Source organism: Vibrio profundi (assembly GCF_043642225.1).
Classification (GTDB): domain Bacteria; phylum Pseudomonadota; class Gammaproteobacteria; order Enterobacterales; family Vibrionaceae; genus Vibrio; species Vibrio profundi_A.
Map to the genome: position 1 here is coordinate 12,338 of NZ_JBHZSF010000018.1, position 18,062 is coordinate 30,399.

Sequence of the window (18,062 nt, forward strand, 5' to 3'; positions counted from 1 at the left end):
AACATTCTTTATCTATTGATATTTAAATCGAAAATTACCATTCATTCACTATAGAATTGCAGCGCCAGTTGCTAATGCAACAAACAATACCGCGGTCACTTTACGAATCAAATCTAGCGGCATTTTATCAGCGGATAACTTACCAATAATCACTACAGGCACGTTGGCCAGAAGCATGCCTATTGTCGTCCCTAAGATAACCCAAGTAAGCGCATCTGAATATTGCGCGCCAAGTATCGACGTCGCGATCTGCGTTTTATCACCGATCTCTGCAATAAAGAATGCAATAAAACTCGCGATAAACGGACCTCGATTGGAAATTTTCTCGTCATCATCCAGTTTATCTGGAATTAAAATCCAGCCAGCCATCGCTAAGAAACTGACCACCAGCACCCACTTTAAAACTTCAGGTGACAGATAGTCTGCGACCACTACGCCAAGCCAAGCAGCAAGGGCATGATTGGCTATAGTCGCTAAAAAGATAGCGGCAATAATTGGAATTGGTTTACGGTACCGACTGGCTAACAGCAACGACAGCAGCTGGGTCTTATCGCCGATTTCTGCTAGTGCGACAGTGGTAATTGAAATTGCTAAAACGCTCACGACATACTCATTTGGGGTGAGGATTATTATATTTAACCTAAGACAAACCTCGCGCCCCACCCCGGTTCACGATGTTTGTCTAAGGTCTTGCTAAACTCATCAGGCGATGAGTCTCGGACGCCATGGTGATTTTGCACCAATTATGTTGACGAACGAACTTGTTCTGCGTGAAAGCGAAACAAGCAGGCTACTCCCCAAAGACCGCGAAATTCTATTCGCTCAGACCGCTAAAAACAAGTAAGAAACTTGTCAAAAAATCCCCTTACGCCGAAAAACAGCGATTAAAGGTAAAAAAATCCACTAAACGACATTTTAGACCACTAATTAAACAAGATTACCTCTACTCGCTTTACGAATATCTGGGTATACTCAATGGTTATTTTTATTAATTCATTCAGAAGAATCGCGCGAACCTGACTATGCAAAAATACGATATCAAAACCTTCCAGGGAATGATCCTCGCGCTGCAGGATTATTGGGCTCAAAACGGTTGTACCATTGTGCAACCTTTGGATATGGAAGTAGGTGCCGGCACCTCTCACCCAATGACATGTCTACGTGCACTTGGCCCAGAGCCAATGTCAACGGCATACGTTCAACCTTCACGTCGTCCTACCGATGGTCGTTACGGTGAAAACCCGAACCGTCTGCAGCACTACTATCAATTCCAAGTTGCTCTAAAGCCATCTCCAGATAACATTCAGGAGTTGTACTTAGGCTCACTTGAAGTTCTTGGTGTCGATCCGCTGGTTCACGATATTCGCTTCGTAGAAGACAACTGGGAAAACCCAACGCTAGGCGCATGGGGTCTTGGTTGGGAAGTATGGCTAAACGGCATGGAAGTGACTCAGTTTACTTACTTCCAACAAGTTGGCGGTCTTGAGTGTAAGCCAGTTACTGGCGAGATCACTTACGGTATCGAGCGTCTAGCAATGTACATCCAGGAAGTAGATTCTGTTTACGACCTAGTATGGAACGTAGCACCAGACGGTTCTAACGTGACTTACGGTGACATCTTCCACCAAAACGAAGTTGAGCAATCAACCTATAACTTCGAACACGCAGACGTAGATTTCCTATTCACTTTCTTCGACCAGTGCGAAAAAGAGTGTAAAGAACTACTTGAGCTAGAGAAGCCACTGCCGCTTCCAGCTTACGAGCGTATTCTAAAAGCTGGTCACGCCTTCAACATCCTTGATGCGCGTAAAGCTATCTCTGTAACAGAGCGTCAACGTTACATCCTTCGTATCCGCAACCTGACTAAATCAGTTGCTGAGGCGTACTACGCGTCACGTGAAGCGCTTGGCTTCCCAATGTGTAAGAAGGATAAGTAATCATGGCGAAGAATTTTCTAATTGAACTGGGTACGGAAGAGCTTCCACCAACAGCACTTCGTTCTCTAGCAGAAGCCTTTGCTTCTAACTTTGAAGCTGGTCTTAAAACGGCTGAGCTTTCTCACGAAGGCGTCAAGTGGTACGCCGCACCTCGTCGTCTTGCACTTAAAGTGACGGCTCTGGCTGAAGGCCAAGCAGACAAAGTGGTTGAGAAGCGTGGCCCTGCTGTTTCTGTGGCATTCGATGCTGAAGGCAACGCGACTAAAGCAGCACAAGGTTGGGCTCGTGGTAACGGTATTACTGTTGAGCAAGCTGACCGTCTGAAAACCGACAAAGGCGAGTGGCTGCTATTCAAGCAAGAAGTTGCAGGCAAACCCGTTCAAGAATTGGTGATGGACATTGCAGCGAAAGCGTTAGCTGGCCTACCAATTCCTAAAGCAATGCGCTGGGGTAACTCAGACATTCAATTTATCCGTCCAGTGAAGACACTGACTGTACTACTGGGTGATGAGCTGATTGAAGGCGAAATCCTAGGTGTCGCTTCTGCTCGTACTATTCGTGGCCACCGTTTCATGGGCGAACAAGAGTTCACAATCGACTCTGCTGACCAATACCCTGCGATCCTAGAAGAACGCGGTAAAGTCATGGCAGACTACGAAGCGCGTAAAGCGATCATCCTAGCTGATTCGCAAAAAGCGGCAGCAGCGGTTGGCGGTATTGCTGACCTAGAAGATGACCTTGTTGAAGAAGTGACGTCTCTGGTTGAATGGCCAGTCGTTCTTACAGCGAAGTTTGAAGAAGAGTTCCTAAAAGTACCTTCTGAAGCTTTGGTTTACACCATGAAAGGTGACCAAAAGTACTTCCCTGTTTACGATGAAAACAAGAAGCTACTTCCTAACTTTATCTTCGTATCAAACATCGAGTCTAAAGAGCCTCGCCACGTTATCGAAGGTAACGAGAAAGTTGTACGCCCACGTCTTGCAGATGCTGAATTCTTCTTCAACACCGACCGTAAGCGTCCGCTGATCGACCGTCTTCCTGAACTCGACCAAGCTATCTTCCAGAAGCAATTGGGTACGATCAAAGACAAAACAGACCGCATCACAGAGCTTGCTGGCTACATCGCTGAGCAAATCGATGCTGACGTTGAGAAATCTAAGCGCGCAGGCCTACTGGCTAAATGTGACCTAATGACATCTATGGTATTCGAATTCACGGATACTCAAGGTGTAATGGGCATGCACTACGCGACTCACGATGGTGAAGACGAGCAGGTTGCACTAGCACTTTACGAACAGTACATGCCTCGTTTCGCCGGTGATGACCTACCAAGCACAGGTATTTCTTCAGCGGTAGCAATGGCAGACAAGCTAGACACTATCGTGGGTATCTTCGGTATTGGCCAAGCACCAAAAGGTTCTGACCCATTCGCTCTACGTCGTGCATCACTAGGTGTGCTGCGTATTATCGTTGAAAACGGCTACAACCTAGACCTAACTGACCTTATCGGTAAAGCGAAAGAGCTACTAGGCGACAAGCTAACCAACGACAACGTAGAAGCTGACGTTATCGACTTTATGCTAGGTCGTTTCCGCGCATGGTACCAAGATGCTGGTTTCAGCGTCGACATCATCCAAGCGGTACTAGCGAATCGTCCAACGAAGCCAACGGACTTTGACCAACGTGTTAAAGCGGTTTCTCACTTCCGTGAACTGGAAGCGGCAGAAGCACTAGCAGCAGCGAACAAGCGTGTAGGTAACATCCTTGCGAAATTCGATGGTGAGCTAGCAGCAGACATCGATCTGGCACTTCTTCAAGAAGATGCAGAGAAAGCACTGGCTGAAAACGTTGCAGTAATGACAGAAGCACTAGAGCCAGCATTCGCTACAGGTAACTACCAAGAAGCCCTAAGCAAGCTAGCAGCTCTACGTGAGCCTGTTGATGCCTTCTTCGATAACGTAATGGTTATGGCTGATGACGAAGCGCTTAAGAAGAACCGTCTAACGCTACTGAATAACCTACGTAACCTGTTCCTACAAATTGCTGACATCTCTCTACTGCAAAAATAAGCACGAGTGAGACAGGTGCTCTAAGTCCAACTCAGAGTAACCAAAGGTAAACACCCAAAGGGAAGCGAAAGCTTCCCTTTTTGTTTTTGTGAACCAAGCATTTGTTTGTAGAGGTGTTATTGATTATCTGAATGAATCAGCGCTCAGACTGTAGAGGGCATTGTTTGCTATAACTGACCTGTTTATTCAGGGGAAGGGAACAATGAAAAAAACAGTACTCGCACTTTCAATGCTTGCACTCAGCGCATGCAGCCAAACCAGCGACAACAGCCTATTACTGACGATTGATAACGACATCGTGGTATTCGAATCAACAGGCAAAGGCACTGTAATCGCAGAACAGGAACTCGCTAAAGGTAGCTATACCTTCTCTATCAGCGACAGTAAAAACACCTGTGGCACCAACTATGCACTGGCGGAAGAGAGTCGCATTAAATTCAATAAACCCCTTCGCCTAGACGATTGCGCCGAGAAGTCTGAGCTCTCCATTAAGGTCTTTCGTGCGAATACCTACCAATTTACGCTCAACCCACAAACCAATGAGTTAACGGTTCAAATAAAGCCAAAACAGCAACAAGTACATAGCTTTGCCTGCCCAGTGCCGAGTGGCGAGCCAACAACCATCAATGTAGCTCTAACCTTTGATGATGGCACCTTGGTCAGAGATGCCCTTTCCGGAAAACAAACAACGGTCACTAACGGCAGTGTCACCATGCAACCAGCAGAAAGTAGCCAAGGCGTCTTATTACTAGAAAAGGTAGAGCCTGAGACCAAAGCGGATTTTAGTTGGGACAACGCCACGGTTTACTTCGTGATGACCGACCGCTTCTACAATGGTAACCCTAACAATGACAATAGCTACGGCCGTAGCCAAGACGGACAAGATGAAATCGGCACCTTCCACGGTGGTGACCTAGCAGGCTTAACCGAAAAACTCGACTACATTGAATCACTCGGTGCTAATGCTATCTGGATTACGTCTCCCTTAGAGCAGATACATGGTTGGGTTGGCGGTGGTGACAGTGGTAATTTCAAACACTATGGCTACCACGGTTACTACCATCAAGATTGGACCAAACTAGATGACAACATGGGTACCGAAGACGAGCTAAAAACCTTCATCGATACTGCGCACAGCAAAGGTATTCGTGTCGTTTGGGACATCGTCATGAACCACACTGGCTACGCTACCCTGGCCGATATGCAGGAGTTCGACTTTGGTAAGCTCAACCTGAGTGATGAAGAAGCAACAAAAACGCTTGGTGAGAACTGGACAGATTGGCAACCCGAAAAAGGTCAGAACTGGCACTACTTCAACAACTACATCTCTTACGGTGACAAAGAAGCGTGGGAAAAATGGTGGGGCAAAGCCTGGCTGCGTAGCGATATCGGTGCTTACGACTCTCCGGGTTACAACAACCTGACCATGTCATTGGCGCACTTACCTGATTTCAAAACAGAATCGACGGAAACGACAGGGCTACCGAATTTCTATCGCAACAAATCCACCAGCGCGACTGATGAACTCAAAACACCTCGTGACCACCTCATCACTTGGCTTTCAGACTGGGTACGTGAATACGGTGTGGATGGCTTTAGAGTCGATACAGCAAAACACGTTGAGCTCGAAGCCTGGGCAGAGCTAAAAGAGAGCACCAACCAAGCACTGGCTGAATGGAAACAGAGCTACCCAGACAAAGCCTTAGATGACTTACCATTTTGGATGACCGGCGAAGTCTGGGCACACAGCGTGGTGAAGTCAGATTACTTCGCTAACGGCTTTGATTCGATCATCAACTTTGAATTCCAAAGCGATATCGCACCAAAGGCGCTTAAGTGTCTATCCGATCTCGATGCTGATTACCTCCGCTACGCAGAGAAGATCAACACTGACAGCGAGTTCAACGTGTTGAGTTACCTATCGTCTCACGATACCTCGCTATTCTGGACACAGCACGGCAGTGACTTTGCTAAACAAACCAAAGCCGCGAATGCATTAATGCTTGCTCCAGGCACGGTACAGATCTATTACGGTGATGAAATCGCCCGTGACTTTGGCCCAACAGGTTCCGATCCAATGCAAGGCACTCGCTCGGATATGCCATGGGATCAAATCACCGGTGAACGTGCAGAGTTGCTAGAACACTGGCAAGCACTTGGCCAATTCCGCCAACGCCACCCAGCCGTCGCGCAGGGTAAGCACATCATCCGCAACAACAAAGGCTATTACGCCTTCGAACGCCAATACCAAGACGACAAGGTGTTGGTGGTGTATACCGGTTCGAAGTAAACACGCACGGTTCTCAAACGAAATTAATCAAAGGGGAAGCTTCGGCTTCCCTTTTTTGATCACCAAAAGCGCGTTCAATAAGCAAGCTGTTACTCATTAACCAAACTTTATAGAAGTTTTTTTCGTGTTAGAGCATTTGGCGCTATGCGTCGCAAAAACATTGCGGTATGTTCAAGGAATACACTGATGGCAGGCATAAGGTCTGCCTTACTGACACATAACAAGCAATCACAATGAATTAGGTAAAATAAGTAATGCAGTTCTCTAAGTTTGGTGAAAAGTTTAATCGATACTCTGGAATCACTCGTTTAATGGATGATTTGAATGATGGCCTGCGCACTCCTGGGGCAATCATGCTCGGTGGTGGTAACCCAGCCGCTATCCCAGCCATGCTCGATTACTTTAACCAAGCCAGTACCGACATGCTCGCCAGTGGAGAACTCATCGCCGCCCTCGCCAACTACGATGGTCCGCAGGGCAAAGACAGCTTCATTAAGTCATTAGCTGCGATGCTAAAAGAGACTTATGGTTGGGACATCAGCGAGAAAAACATCAGCCTGACTAACGGCAGTCAGAGCGGCTTCTTTTACCTATTCAACCTGCTTGCAGGCCAGCAGCCTGACGGTTCACACAAGAAAATCTTGCTGCCGATCGCACCTGAATATATCGGCTACGGTGATGCAGGGATTGATGACGACATCTTTATCTCTTACCACCCAGAGATCGAGCTACTAGAAAACCGTCAGTTCAAATACCACGTCGATTTTGAACAGCTAAAAGTTGATGACTCGGTGGCCGCTATCTGTGCATCTCGTCCAACCAACCCGACGGGTAACGTGCTGACAGACGAAGAAGTGCGTAAGTTGGACAAACTCGCGCGTGAAAACAATATCCCGCTACTGATCGATAACGCTTACGGCCTACCATTTCCAAACATCATCTTTGAAGACGTGGAACCGTTCTGGAATGAAAATACGATTCTGTGTATGAGCCTGTCTAAGCTTGGTTTGCCAGGTGTGCGTTGCGGTATCGTGATTGCGAGTGAAGAAGTAACACAAGCACTCACCAACATGAATGGCATCATCAGCTTAGCGCCAAGCAGTGTAGGCCCTGCGATTGCCAACCACATGATTGAGAACGGTGACTTACTGCGCTTAAGCAGCGAAGTGATTAAACCTTTCTACAAAGAGAAGTCTTTGCGCGCCGTTGAACTGCTACAAGACGCTATCGACGACCCACGTTTTCGTATCCACAAACCTGAAGGCGCTATCTTCTTGTGGTTATGGTTTGATGAATTGCCTATCACGACAATGGAACTGTATGACCGCTTAAAAGCTCGTGGCGTATTGATTGTTCCAGGTGAATACTTCTTTATCGGTCAAGAAGATGAGTGGGATCATGCTCACCAGTGCTTACGTATGAACTATGTTCAAGACGATGAAGCGATGCAAAAAGGCATTAAGATTATTGCTGAAGAAGTGAAAAAGGCTTACTCAGAGCAGTAACCGGAGCTTTTAGCTTACCGTAGACCAAATGCAAAAAGAGCACCTAATGAGGTGCTCTTTCACTTTTACTTCCCGATTGTTTTTGTCACTTGAATACCCTAAATAATTGGGGGTTCAGCTAGGCTGACTAGAAAATTCAGCCCATGAGCATAGGGAACCTATGTGATTAGGGGGAATTTACGACGTCGACAACGCTGTAGCTTCAAGTATGACGGGTATTAGCCTTCTAGTAGACTATTACCATTGATAGCAATCTTACGTGGTTGCATCGCTTCTGGGATTTCGCGTTCTAGGTCGATGTGAAGAAGACCATTTTCCATGCTCGCACCTACCACTTTTACGTAGTCTGCCAGTTGGAATTTACGTTCGAAATCACGCTCTGCGATACCTTGGTATACGAAGGTTTTCTCTGCTTCTGCTTTACGCTCACCTTTAACAATTAGCATGTTCTCTTTCTGAGTAAGATCTAATTGGTCATCAGCAAAACCAGCAACGGCCATAGTAATACGGTAGTTGTTCTCATCTTTTTGCTCGATGTTGTATGGAGGGTAACCGCCAGAAGAGTTCTTCGATGTGTTCGCTTCCATCATGTTGAATAGACGATCGAAGCCGATTGCGTTGCGGTAAAGTGGAGTGAAATCTACAGTTCTCATAATGCTATCCTTTTAGTAAGCAATAGTCTTAGCCGTGAATTTTACTTAGATCGAACCTGTGTATGACCCAGTAAACAGCTAAGAGATTCAATTCGCATTCCTCGGGTTTCACCTCTGTTGGCGACAACACTGGGACATGACAATGAATCAATTTTTAAGTTGTGTACTGCTAAAGTTATCCTCTGTTGAGCGATACTTCGTCAGCGGTAATGAAGGTTCGGTTTCTTCTCTTGTAGAGCAAGACAGCTATCCTCTTCACAAATAGATATATGGATTGAGCAAAATAGTTTCAAGGGATTATTTCCAATTATTTTTCTAACCCAATGTTTTTCAACATCTTACATATACAAAAAAAGCACCATCCAATGGACAGTGCTTTAAAATATTTTAGTTTTTTGAGACGAAGCTATTTCGTTTTAGTTCAAGGAAGAGGCGCGGAGCATACGAATGTATGTGAGCACCTCTGACACAGAAATTAAGCGAAAGAACGAAGTATCAAAGATACTAAACGTCTAAGTTTGCTACTTTAAGTGCATTCTCTTCGATGAAGTTACGACGCGGCTCAACTTGGTCACCCATTAGTGTCGTGAACAGTTGGTCTGCACCGACTGCATCTTCAATCGTTACTTGCATCATACGGCGAGTTTCCGGATCCATGGTAGTTTCCCAAAGCTGATCTGGGTTCATCTCACCTAGACCTTTGTATCGCTGTAAGCTTAGGCCACGACGAGACTCTTTAACTAACCAGTTCAATGCTTCAACAAAGCTCGTTACCGCTTGAGTACGCTCACCACGCTTAATGTAAGCGCCATCTTCAATCAGGCCGTTTAGAGCTTCTGCTAGGCTTGCTAACTTGCCGTATTCTTTTGAGTTGAATAACTCAACGCTTAGCACATGTTCATGCGTCACACCATGAGTGCGAACAACAATCTTCGGTAGGCTCAGGCCTAGCTCTTCATGCTTTTCAACTTCTAGCGAGTATTGGCTTGCACCAACTTCTTTTGCGTTCAGTTGCTCAATTAGCTGTTTACCCCACGCTTCTACTGCTGCTTCATCGTGACACTGCTCTGCAGTTAGACGAGGCATGTAGATCATTTCATGCATCAATGCATGTGGGAAACGGCGGCTCATGCGTTCAACAAGCTTAATGCCTGAATTGTATTGCTGAACCAGTTTTTCTAGAGCTTCACCAGCTAAAGCTGGCGCTTCAGGGTTAACGTGTAATGAAGCGTTATCAAGCGCTAAAGAGACTTGATATTGATTCATTGCATCTTCATCTTTGATGTACTGCTCTTGCTTACCTTTCTTCACTTTGTAAAGCGGCGGCTGAGCAATGTAGATGTAGCCACGTTCAATAAGCTCAGGCATTTGACGGTAGAAGAAGGTCAACAGTAGCGTACGAATGTGCGAACCATCGACATCGGCATCGGTCATGATGATGATGTTGTGGTAACGCAGTTTGTCTGGGTTATATTCGTCGCGGCCGATACCACAGCCAAGTGCTGTGATTAGGGTTGCCACTTCTTGTGAAGACAGCATCTTATCGAAGCGTGCTTTCTCTACGTTTAGGATCTTACCTTTTAGTGGAAGAATCGCTTGGTTCTTACGGTTACGGCCTTGTTTTGCGGAGCCGCCTGCCGAGTCACCCTCCACTATGTATAGTTCAGAAACTGCTGGGTCTTTTTCTTGACAGTCAGCAAGTTTACCAGGAAGGCCAGCAAGGTCTAACGCGCCTTTACGACGAGTCATTTCACGAGCTTTACGAGCAGCATCACGAGCGCGAGCTGCATCAATAATCTTAGTACAAACCGTTTTCGCTTCTGTCGGGTTCTCAATTAGGAACTCAGACAGTTTTTCACCCATTGCTGATTCAACCGCTGATTTCACTTCAGAAGAAACCAACTTGTCTTTGGTTTGGCTAGAGAACTTAGGATCTGGCACTTTTACCGAGATAACTGCAGTTAGACCTTCACGAGCGTCATCACCAGATGTCGCTGTCTTCGCTTTCTTAGAGAAGCCTTCCTTATCCATGAAGCTGTTCAGAGTACGCGTCAGCGCAGCACGGAAACCAGCAAGGTGAGTACCACCATCACGTTGAGGAATGTTGTTGGTGAAACAGTAGATGTTCTCTTGGTAACCATCATTCCATTGCATTGCGACTTCTACCGTAATGCCATCTTCACGTTCATGGTCAAAGTGGAAGATTTTCTGAATGATAGGGGTTTTATTGGTGTTTAGATGGTCAACGAACGCCTGAATACCACCTTCAAACATGAAGTGATCCGATTTATCTTCTTCACGCTCATCAACAAGCTTGATAGAAACGCCCGAGTTTAGGAACGACAGTTCACGTAGACGCTTCGCTAGAATATCGTAGTGGAAAAGTACATTTGAGAATGTCTCTTCACTTGGCCAGAAACGAATTTCTGTACCCGTAGTTTCCGTTTCACCCACAGCAGCCAGGGGTGCTTGAGGTTCACCATGGTGATACGTTTGAGTATGGATTTGTCCACCGCGATGGATAGTAAGAGTAACTTGCTTAGACAGTGCGTTTACAACCGAAACACCTACCCCGTGCAGACCACCCGATACCTTGTATGAGTTATCATCGAACTTACCACCAGCGTGAAGAACCGTCATGATTACTTCGGCTGCTGATACTTTTTCTTCTGGGTGCATTTCAGTTGGAATACCACGACCGTCATCGCGTACTGACACTGAATTGTCTTCATGGATAGTAACAATGATGTCATTACAGTGACCAGCAAGTGCTTCATCAATAGAGTTATCTACCACCTCGAAGACCATGTGGTGCAGACCGGTACCATCATCCGTGTCGCCAATGTACATTCCAGGACGCTTACGTACCGCATCCAGACCCTTCAGTACTTTAATACTCGATGAATCGTAATTATCTGACATAGTTACTCTCTGACTTATTATCCTTGCTCTATTTTGCCATGTTCCACATGAAACATCTTGCTGTTTTCTTCTTGCATGTCTGCAATCTGTTCAGCAGTAATAGAGCTTACAAAAACTTGAGCCCCCGTCTTCTTAAAACAACTCGCTAAGCGAGCACGACGTTGGCTATCTAATTCGGAAGCGAAATCATCAATTAAGTAGATGCATTGCTTACCTGTCATTTCCGTTAAGTGCTGTCCCTGCGCGACACGCAATGCACACACCATCAACTTCAACTGACCTCGTGAAAGTACGTCTTCTACTGGCGTTCCATTCACTTTAATCTTGAGATCCGCTTTATTGGGCCCGCTAAAGGTATAACCAAGCTGCTGATCTCGTTCAAAATTCTTTTCTAGTATCTCGGCGTATGGGGTGTCTTTATCCCAACCGCGATAGTAGTTCATCTGAATATCGTATTCAGGTAGAAACGTGGTACAGATGTCCTGAGCTATGGTTTTTAGCTGCTCAACGTACTCACTACGCCATTTGCTGATACTTTCAGCCAATCTTGCTAATTCTTGATCCCAATAGCTGAGCTCTCGATAGCTGGTGGCGGTTTTCAATAACGCATTACGCTGCTTATTCAGGCGCCTTACTCGTCCCCATGCTTCATAAAAAGCCGGTTCACTATGGAAGACTCCCCAATCAATATAAGCACGACGGTTTTTAGGGCCGTCGGTTAGTAAATCAAACCCTTCGGTATGAATCAATTGCAAAGGTAATACTTGCGCCAATTGGGCTAGCTTTTGCCCAGATTGACCGCTTATTTTAACCTCTGTGGTTCCATCACGCTGCTTATTAATGCCGATTGGTAGCTCAAATTGATCCGATGTCATAAAACGACCATGTACGAACAGTTCGCTACAGTCATTTTGGATAATTCGTCCGGTCAATGAGCTTTTAAATGAGCGGCCATGTCCAAGTAAATAAATCGCTTCAAGGACGCTGGTTTTTCCGCTGCCATTAGGCCCTATAAGAAAGTTAAAGCCTGATGACAGTTCAACGTCACAGGCTTCAATATTCCTAAATTGCTTTACGATTAAACGCGATAAAGGCATGAATTCATCATATCGTGAGAATCAAATTTACAGACGAATCGGCATGACAACATACATTGCACTGTCGTCCTGGGCATTTTCGATTAATGCACTGGCGTTAGCATCCGACATTGAAATACGCACATTTTCGCAGCGTAAGGTGTTCAATACGTCCAACACATAGCTTACGTTAAAGCCAATTTCTAAGGCGTCACCTTCAAAGGTCACATCCAAGACTTCTTCTGCTTCTTCTTGCTCTGGGTTGTTCGCTGTAATGCGCATTTCGCTATCTGCTAGGTTTACGCGGACACCACGGAATTTTTCATTCGAAAGAATCGCCGCTCGAGAAAATGCAGAGCGCAATTCATCACAACCCGCTTCAAGCGTTTTAGTGGTATTTTGCGGCATTACGCGTCGGTAATCAGGGAAACGGCCATCAACTAGCTTAGAAGTGAAGACATAGTTGTTCACTTCAGCACGCACGTTTGAATTACCAATTTGCAAAGTCACTGGCTGTTCTGGAGCATCCAACAACTTAACGAGCTCTTGCACCCCTTTTCGAGGAACGATGATCTGCTTTTGTGCAAAATCAGCGCCTAAGGTCGTTTGAGATACCGCCATACGGTGGCCATCTGTCGCCACACTACGTAGAGTCGAACCTTCAATTTCGAAAAGCATACCGTTGAGGTAGTAACGTACATCTTGGTTTGCCATTGAGAATTGTGTTTTTTCAATCAAACCACGCAGCTCTGCTTGAGTCACAGACACTTCAACTTCGCTGTTCCAATCTTCAATGTTAGGGAAATCAGCCGCTGGTAGCGTTGCTAGAGAGAAACGGCTACGACCAGAACGTACTTGAATACGATCGCCATCTAATACCACTGTGATGATAGAGCTATCTGGCAAACCACGACAAATATCAAGAAACTTACGCGAAGGTACGGTAATGCTGCCCGCTTCAAAATCACCTTCTAGTGTTACTCGACTGATCAGTTCGACTTCTAAATCAGTCGCCGTCATCGATAACACATTGTCTTCTACTTTTAGCAATAAGTTGCCAAGAATAGGAAGGGTTGGTCTACCGCCTAATGCGCCAGATACTTGTTGTAGTGGCTTAATTAAGTGACTGCGTTCAATGGTAAATTTCATATCTAGCTCTTAACGGTATAAGTGGCTCTAAGTATAAAAGAGCTCATTATACAACGAGCTCTTAGCCAAAATTCATCTAACTGGTGTAAGAATACTGCTTATTAAGAAGAAAGGGTACGAATCAAATTCGAGTAGTCTTCTTTTATATCGTGGCTTTCTTCACGAAGCTGAGCGATTTTACGGCAAGCATGCAAAACCGTGGTGTGGTCACGACCACCAAATGCGTCACCAATCTCTGGCAAGCTGTGGTTAGTCAGCTCTTTAGCCAGAGCCATCGCCAATTGACGCGGGCGAGCAACAGAACGAGAACGGCGCTTAGATAATAGGTCGGCGACTTTGATTTTGTAGTATTCTGCGACGGTCTTCTGAATGTTATCAATGGTGACCAGTTTCTCTTGCAGTGCTAGCAAGTCACGCAGCGCTTCACGTACAAAGTCGATTGTGATCGGGCGGCCAGTGAAGTTCGCATTGGCAATCACACGGTTCAATGCCCCTTCAAGCTCACGAACGTTAGAGCGTAAACGTTTAGCAATAAAGAAGGCCACTTCATCCGCTAGGTGGATTTGGTGGTCTTCTGCTTTCTTCATTAAGATCGCCACACGCGTCTCAAGCTCTGGTGGCTCGATCGCAACCGTCAAACCCCAACCGAAACGAGATTTAAGACGATCTTCTACGCCGTTGATCTCTTTTGGATAACGGTCAGACGTTAAGATGATCTGTTGATTGCCTTCCAGCAGCGCGTTAAAGGTATGGAAGAACTCTTCTTGAGAACGCTCTTTATTAGCAAAGAATTGGATATCATCGATAAGCAGCGCATCAACACTACGGTAGTAGCGTTTGAATTCTTCAATCGCGTTGTTTTGCAGTGCTTTTACCATATCCTGAACAAAACGCTCAGAGTGCATGTACACCACTTTTGCATTCGGCTTGCCATCAACAATCGCATTACCAACGGCATGCAAAAGGTGAGTCTTACCTAAACCGGTACCACCGTATAAGAAGAGAGGGTTATAAGCAGCGCCAGGGTTGCCCGCCACTTGGCGAGCGGCAGCCAAACCGAGTTGGTTAGATTTACCTTCAACAAAGTTATTGAACTTATGTTTAGGATTCACGTTAGAGCGGTGATTGATATCCACCACCTCAACGTCATCGTTATCCCATGTCTTATGCACTGGCTTACGCGCTTCCAGTTGAGCAGGCGCCGATGAAGCCGCGGCAACATCTGCAGCCGTACGAATAGGTTCAGGCGCAGGGGCCGTCACTCGCTTCGCGCCGACTTCAAATCGTAAGCTCGGAATATCGTTGCCACAGTATTCCTGCAGCAGTCGGTTAATGCTGTTGAGGTATTTATCTCGAACCCAATCCAAAACGAATCGGTTCGGAGCAAATAGAGTTAGAGTATTGTCATTGAGCTCCGCTTGTAACGGACGAACCCACATACTGAATTCTGTAGCTGGTAGCTCTTCTTGAAGCTGTTGCAAACATTGCAACCAAAGCGAAGATGACACGGTGCCCTCACTCTATTTAAATTATCTGAAATGACTGGCAATTTTACCTGTTGATAAGTCAGATCACCAGCAATTGATCGACGTTCCAGTGAATAAGATCTAAGTTATTCACAATATTTTGCGTGATTTTATTAAGATCCGCACAAACTGCCCCAAAATTACTCACATAATGATCCACTTATCCTCGGATCTTGTGAATTTATCCCCAAAATCAGCATGCCTTCTGGTTATGGTTAATAACATCTGGTTATTTATTCTATTGAGCATTTTCCCAGTAACATCCTGCTCTATAAATATAAGGAGTCACCAAATGAATAACTGGATTAAAGCTGCAATTGCGGCTATCGCACTATCTGCCGCAACGGTTCAAGCCGCTACTGAAGTAAAAGTAGGCATGTCTGGCCGTTATTTCCCATTCACTTTTGTTAAGCAAGACCAGCTACAAGGTTTTGAAGTCGACCTATGGGATGAAATCGGCAAACGTAATGACTATAAAGTAGAATACGTAACTGCGAACTTCTCTGGTTTATTTGGTTTACTGGAAACTGGTCGTATCGATACGATCTCTAACCAAATCACAATGACTGATGCTCGTAAAGCGAAGTATCTATTTGCTGATCCGTATGTAGTCGACGGTGCACAGATCACTGTTCGTAAGGGCAACGACAGCATTAAAGGCGTTGAAGACCTAAATGGTAAGACTGTTGCGGTTAACTTAGGTTCTAACTTTGAACAGCTACTTCGCAGCTACGACAAAGAAAACAAGATCAACATCAAGACCTACGACACAGGTATTGAGCATGACGTTGCTCTTGGCCGTGCTGATGCATTCGTAATGGATCGTCTATCAGCTCTTGAACTGATCAAGAAAACAGGCTTACCGCTACAACTAGCCGGCCAACCTTTCGAAACGATTGAAAACGCATGGCCTTTCGTTGACAACGACAACGGCAAAAAACTGCAAGCAGAAGTTAATGAAGCATTAGCAGCAATGCGCGCCGATGGTACGCTAGCAGACATTTCTAAAAAGTGGTTTGGTGCGGACATTACTCAGAAGTAATTACTCACTTAATTCAATTAAAACCCACTGCTAAGTTGTATTGCGGTGGGTTTTTGCGTTTTACTCTCTTCTCAACACTCAAACCAAACTCACGCTAAAACAATATCAAGAGATACATTATGGGATTTGATTTCAATTACATGCTCGAGTTGCTGCCAATACTGCTGAAGTATTTGGGAACAACGATGGAAATGGCGACATGGGGGCTAGTGTTCTCACTAATACTTGCCGTAGTGCTTGCTAACATTCGCGTGTTTAAAGTGCCTGTATTGGATCAGTTAAGTCAGCTATACATCAGTTTCTTCCGTGGCACACCACTTCTGGTTCAGCTGTTCCTCCTTTATTACGGCTTACCACAAGTCTTCCCACTATTAGTTGGCTTAGATGCCTTCAGTGCTGCGGTAATTGGTTTAACCTTACACTTTGCCGCTTACATGGCAGAAAGTATTCGCGCGGCGATCATCGGTATTGATAGAAGCCAAATGGAAGCAAGTTTATCGGTGGGGATGACAACCAATCAGGCGATGCGTCGTATTATTCTGCCGCAAGCAACTCGAGTGGCCTTGCCATCTTTAATGAATTATTTCATCGACATGATTAAGTCCACTTCCCTAGCCTTTACTTTAGGCGTGGCGGAAATCATGGCAAAAGCGCAAATGGAAGCGTCTTCCAGCTTCCGCTTCTTCGAGGCTTTCTTAGCCGTCGCACTCATTTACTGGGGTGTGGTTGTCATTCTTACTCGAGTACAAATCTGGGCCGAGACCAAGCTAAATAAGGCGTATGTACGATGATCAAATTAGAAAATATCCACAAGCAGTTTGGTGACACTGAAGTCCTGAAAGGCATCGACCTAGAAATCAAGCAAGGCGAGATCATTGTTATCATTGGTTCCAGTGGTACAGGTAAGTCAACATTACTGCGCTGTGTGAACTTTTTAGAGCAAGCTGACCAAGGTAAGATCTCCATCGACGACATCACCGTCGATACTGCTAAACACTCAAAGTCTGAAGTGCTCGCGCTTCGTCGTAAGACAGGGTTTGTCTTCCAAAACTACGCACTCTTTGCACATTTAACGGCGAGACAAAACATTGCTGAGGGTTTGATTACCGTTCGAGGTTGGAAGAAACTACAAGCCCTTGAGAAAGCGCAACAAATCCTTGATGACATCGGCCTAGGAGACAAAGGGGACAGCTACCCTGCTGCCCTTTCCGGTGGCCAGCAACAACGCGTTGGCATCGGCCGAGCCATGGCATTCCAACCTGAATTATTGTTGTTTGATGAGCCGACGTCAGCGTTAGATCCTGAATGGGTTGGCGAAGTACTTTCATTAATGAAAAAGCTCGCTACCCAACACCAAACGATGCTAGTGGTGACGCATGAAATGCAGTTTGCTCGCGAAGTGGCAGACCGAGTGATCTTCATGGCTGATGGCTACATCGTTGAGCAGGGATCTCCACAGGATATATTTGGTAATCCACAGGATCCAAAATTGAAAAAATTCCTAAATAAGGTTGGGATCGAGTAAGGATCCTTGAGATTTTGCTCATAGTACGTATAATCCCCCGACCGGAATTTTAGTTAAGCCAATCATTGACACTTTTTGTGACAGTGATTACAATTCCGCCTCTTTGTTGAGAGGCGTCGGTTTTCATTCCTTATATAAAGGAAAGAAAAAATGCCCACGCCGGGTTTAACAAAAACCTAAAACTACTGATCAGTAAGGTAATTACAATGAAACGCACTTTTCAACCTACAGTTCTAAAGCGTAAGCGTACTCACGGTTTCCGTGCTCGCATGGCTACTAAGAACGGTCGCGCAACAATCAATGCACGTCGTGCAAAAGGCCGTAAGCGTCTTTCTAAGTAATCTTTGATTATTTTGAATAAGCTAGCC

15 protein-coding genes are annotated in these 18,062 nt (G+C 45.5%); 9 read left to right on the forward strand and 6 right to left on the reverse strand.

The window, feature by feature from the left end; translation table 11 throughout:
* Window positions 1-48: 48 nt before the first annotated feature.
* A complete protein-coding gene (locus ACHUFI_RS19965) occupies window positions 49-603 on the reverse strand; it encodes a TMEM165/GDT1 family protein (protein ID WP_394252368.1) in 555 nt (184 codons plus the stop codon).
* A gap of 419 nt (window positions 604-1,022) precedes the next feature.
* Between ACHUFI_RS19965 and glyQ the strand changes: the two genes are divergently transcribed.
* The 4 genes from glyQ (at window position 1,023) to ACHUFI_RS19985 (ending at window position 7,801) form a co-directional block, all read left to right on the forward strand.
* Window positions 1,023-1,937: a glycine--tRNA ligase subunit alpha gene (gene glyQ / locus ACHUFI_RS19970; protein WP_017632669.1), complete on the forward strand. Its 915-nt coding sequence runs from the start codon at window positions 1,023-1,025 to the stop codon at window positions 1,935-1,937.
* Window positions 1,938-1,939: 2 nt separating this feature from the next.
* Window positions 1,940-4,006 carry a glycine--tRNA ligase subunit beta gene (glyS, locus tag ACHUFI_RS19975; protein ID WP_394252371.1) on the forward strand — a complete coding sequence of 689 codons (2,067 nt, stop codon included), beginning with the start codon at window positions 1,940-1,942 and terminating at the stop codon, window positions 4,004-4,006.
* A 202-nt stretch (window positions 4,007-4,208) separates the two neighbouring features.
* Window positions 4,209-6,296, forward strand: coding sequence for an alpha-amylase (locus ACHUFI_RS19980; protein ID WP_394252373.1), 2,088 nt, complete (start codon window positions 4,209-4,211; stop codon window positions 6,294-6,296).
* 254 nt (window positions 6,297-6,550) lie between these two features.
* Window positions 6,551-7,801 (forward strand): valine--pyruvate transaminase, encoded by a 1,251-nt coding sequence (locus ACHUFI_RS19985; RefSeq protein ID WP_394252375.1) that lies wholly within the window; start codon window positions 6,551-6,553, stop codon window positions 7,799-7,801.
* A gap of 218 nt (window positions 7,802-8,019) precedes the next feature.
* Here ACHUFI_RS19985 and ACHUFI_RS19990 read toward each other — a convergent pair whose 3' ends face one another.
* Window positions 8,020-8,454, reverse strand: coding sequence for an Hsp20 family protein (locus ACHUFI_RS19990; protein ID WP_009848140.1), 435 nt, complete (start codon window positions 8,452-8,454; stop codon window positions 8,020-8,022).
* 142 nt (window positions 8,455-8,596) lie between these two features.
* Between ACHUFI_RS19990 and ACHUFI_RS19995 the strand changes: the two genes are divergently transcribed.
* Window positions 8,597-8,719, forward strand: a complete 123-nt coding sequence (locus ACHUFI_RS19995; RefSeq protein ID WP_394252377.1) for a hypothetical protein — start codon at window positions 8,597-8,599, stop codon at window positions 8,717-8,719.
* Window positions 8,720-8,958: 239 nt separating this feature from the next.
* Here the strand turns inward: ACHUFI_RS19995 and gyrB are convergent, their stop codons facing one another.
* The 4 genes from gyrB to dnaA all read right to left on the reverse strand — a co-directional run bounded on the left by gyrB (window position 8,959) and on the right by dnaA (window position 15,109).
* Window positions 8,959-11,376 (reverse strand): DNA topoisomerase (ATP-hydrolyzing) subunit B, encoded by a 2,418-nt coding sequence (gyrB, locus tag ACHUFI_RS20000; RefSeq protein WP_394252379.1) that lies wholly within the window; start codon window positions 11,374-11,376, stop codon window positions 8,959-8,961.
* 17 nt (window positions 11,377-11,393) lie between these two features.
* Window positions 11,394-12,473, reverse strand: a complete 1,080-nt coding sequence (recF, locus tag ACHUFI_RS20005; RefSeq protein ID WP_394252381.1) for a DNA replication/repair protein RecF — start codon at window positions 12,471-12,473, stop codon at window positions 11,394-11,396.
* A 27-nt stretch (window positions 12,474-12,500) separates the two neighbouring features.
* On the reverse strand, window positions 12,501-13,601 hold the full coding sequence (gene dnaN / locus ACHUFI_RS20010) for a DNA polymerase III subunit beta (protein ID WP_394252383.1): 1,101 nt from the start codon (window positions 13,599-13,601) through the stop codon (window positions 12,501-12,503).
* A 101-nt stretch (window positions 13,602-13,702) separates the two neighbouring features.
* On the reverse strand, window positions 13,703-15,109 hold the full coding sequence (gene dnaA / locus ACHUFI_RS20015; RefSeq protein WP_394252385.1) for a chromosomal replication initiator protein DnaA: 1,407 nt from the start codon (window positions 15,107-15,109) through the stop codon (window positions 13,703-13,705).
* Window positions 15,110-15,419: 310 nt separating this feature from the next.
* On the opposite strand from dnaA, the gene ACHUFI_RS20020 reads away from it, so the two are divergent.
* The 4 genes from ACHUFI_RS20020 (at window position 15,420) to rpmH (ending at window position 18,035) form a co-directional block, all read left to right on the forward strand.
* On the forward strand, window positions 15,420-16,169 hold the full coding sequence (locus tag ACHUFI_RS20020; RefSeq protein WP_394252387.1) for an amino acid ABC transporter substrate-binding protein: 750 nt from the start codon (window positions 15,420-15,422) through the stop codon (window positions 16,167-16,169).
* Between the two features lie 119 nt (window positions 16,170-16,288).
* Window positions 16,289-16,960, forward strand: coding sequence for an amino acid ABC transporter permease (locus ACHUFI_RS20025; protein ID WP_137359555.1), 672 nt, complete (start codon window positions 16,289-16,291; stop codon window positions 16,958-16,960).
* Window positions 16,957-17,694, forward strand: a complete 738-nt coding sequence (locus ACHUFI_RS20030; RefSeq protein WP_394252390.1) for an amino acid ABC transporter ATP-binding protein — start codon at window positions 16,957-16,959, stop codon at window positions 17,692-17,694. Before ACHUFI_RS20025 ends, ACHUFI_RS20030 begins: the two co-directional genes overlap by 4 nt.
* A gap of 206 nt (window positions 17,695-17,900) precedes the next feature.
* Window positions 17,901-18,035 (forward strand): 50S ribosomal protein L34, encoded by a 135-nt coding sequence (gene rpmH / locus ACHUFI_RS20035; protein WP_004735800.1) that lies wholly within the window; start codon window positions 17,901-17,903, stop codon window positions 18,033-18,035.
* The last annotated feature ends 27 nt before the right edge of the window (window positions 18,036-18,062 follow it).

Bases quoted from the DNA above. Each gene is read 5' to 3' on its own strand.
- glyS (WP_394252371.1), top strand. From the start codon at position 1,940: ATGGCGAAGAATTTTCTAATTGAACTGGGTACGGAAGAGCTTCCACCA.
- ACHUFI_RS20030 (WP_394252390.1), top strand. From the start codon at position 16,957: ATGATCAAATTAGAAAATATCCACAAGCAGTTTGGTGACACTGAAGTC.
- glyQ (WP_017632669.1), top strand. From the start codon at position 1,023: ATGCAAAAATACGATATCAAAACCTTCCAGGGAATGATCCTCGCGCTG.
- ACHUFI_RS20020 (WP_394252387.1), top strand. From the start codon at position 15,420: ATGAATAACTGGATTAAAGCTGCAATTGCGGCTATCGCACTATCTGCC.
- ACHUFI_RS20025 (WP_137359555.1), top strand. From the start codon at position 16,289: ATGGGATTTGATTTCAATTACATGCTCGAGTTGCTGCCAATACTGCTG.
- recF (WP_394252381.1), bottom strand. From the start codon at position 12,473: ATGCCTTTATCGCGTTTAATCGTAAAGCAATTTAGGAATATTGAAGCC.
- rpmH (WP_004735800.1), top strand. From the start codon at position 17,901: ATGAAACGCACTTTTCAACCTACAGTTCTAAAGCGTAAGCGTACTCAC.
- ACHUFI_RS19990 (WP_009848140.1), bottom strand. From the start codon at position 8,454: ATGAGAACTGTAGATTTCACTCCACTTTACCGCAACGCAATCGGCTTC.
- ACHUFI_RS19980 (WP_394252373.1), top strand. From the start codon at position 4,209: ATGAAAAAAACAGTACTCGCACTTTCAATGCTTGCACTCAGCGCATGC.
- gyrB (WP_394252379.1), bottom strand. From the start codon at position 11,376: ATGTCAGATAATTACGATTCATCGAGTATTAAAGTACTGAAGGGTCTG.
- ACHUFI_RS19995 (WP_394252377.1), top strand. From the start codon at position 8,597: ATGAATCAATTTTTAAGTTGTGTACTGCTAAAGTTATCCTCTGTTGAG.
- dnaN (WP_394252383.1), bottom strand. From the start codon at position 13,601: ATGAAATTTACCATTGAACGCAGTCACTTAATTAAGCCACTACAACAA.
- ACHUFI_RS19985 (WP_394252375.1), top strand. From the start codon at position 6,551: ATGCAGTTCTCTAAGTTTGGTGAAAAGTTTAATCGATACTCTGGAATC.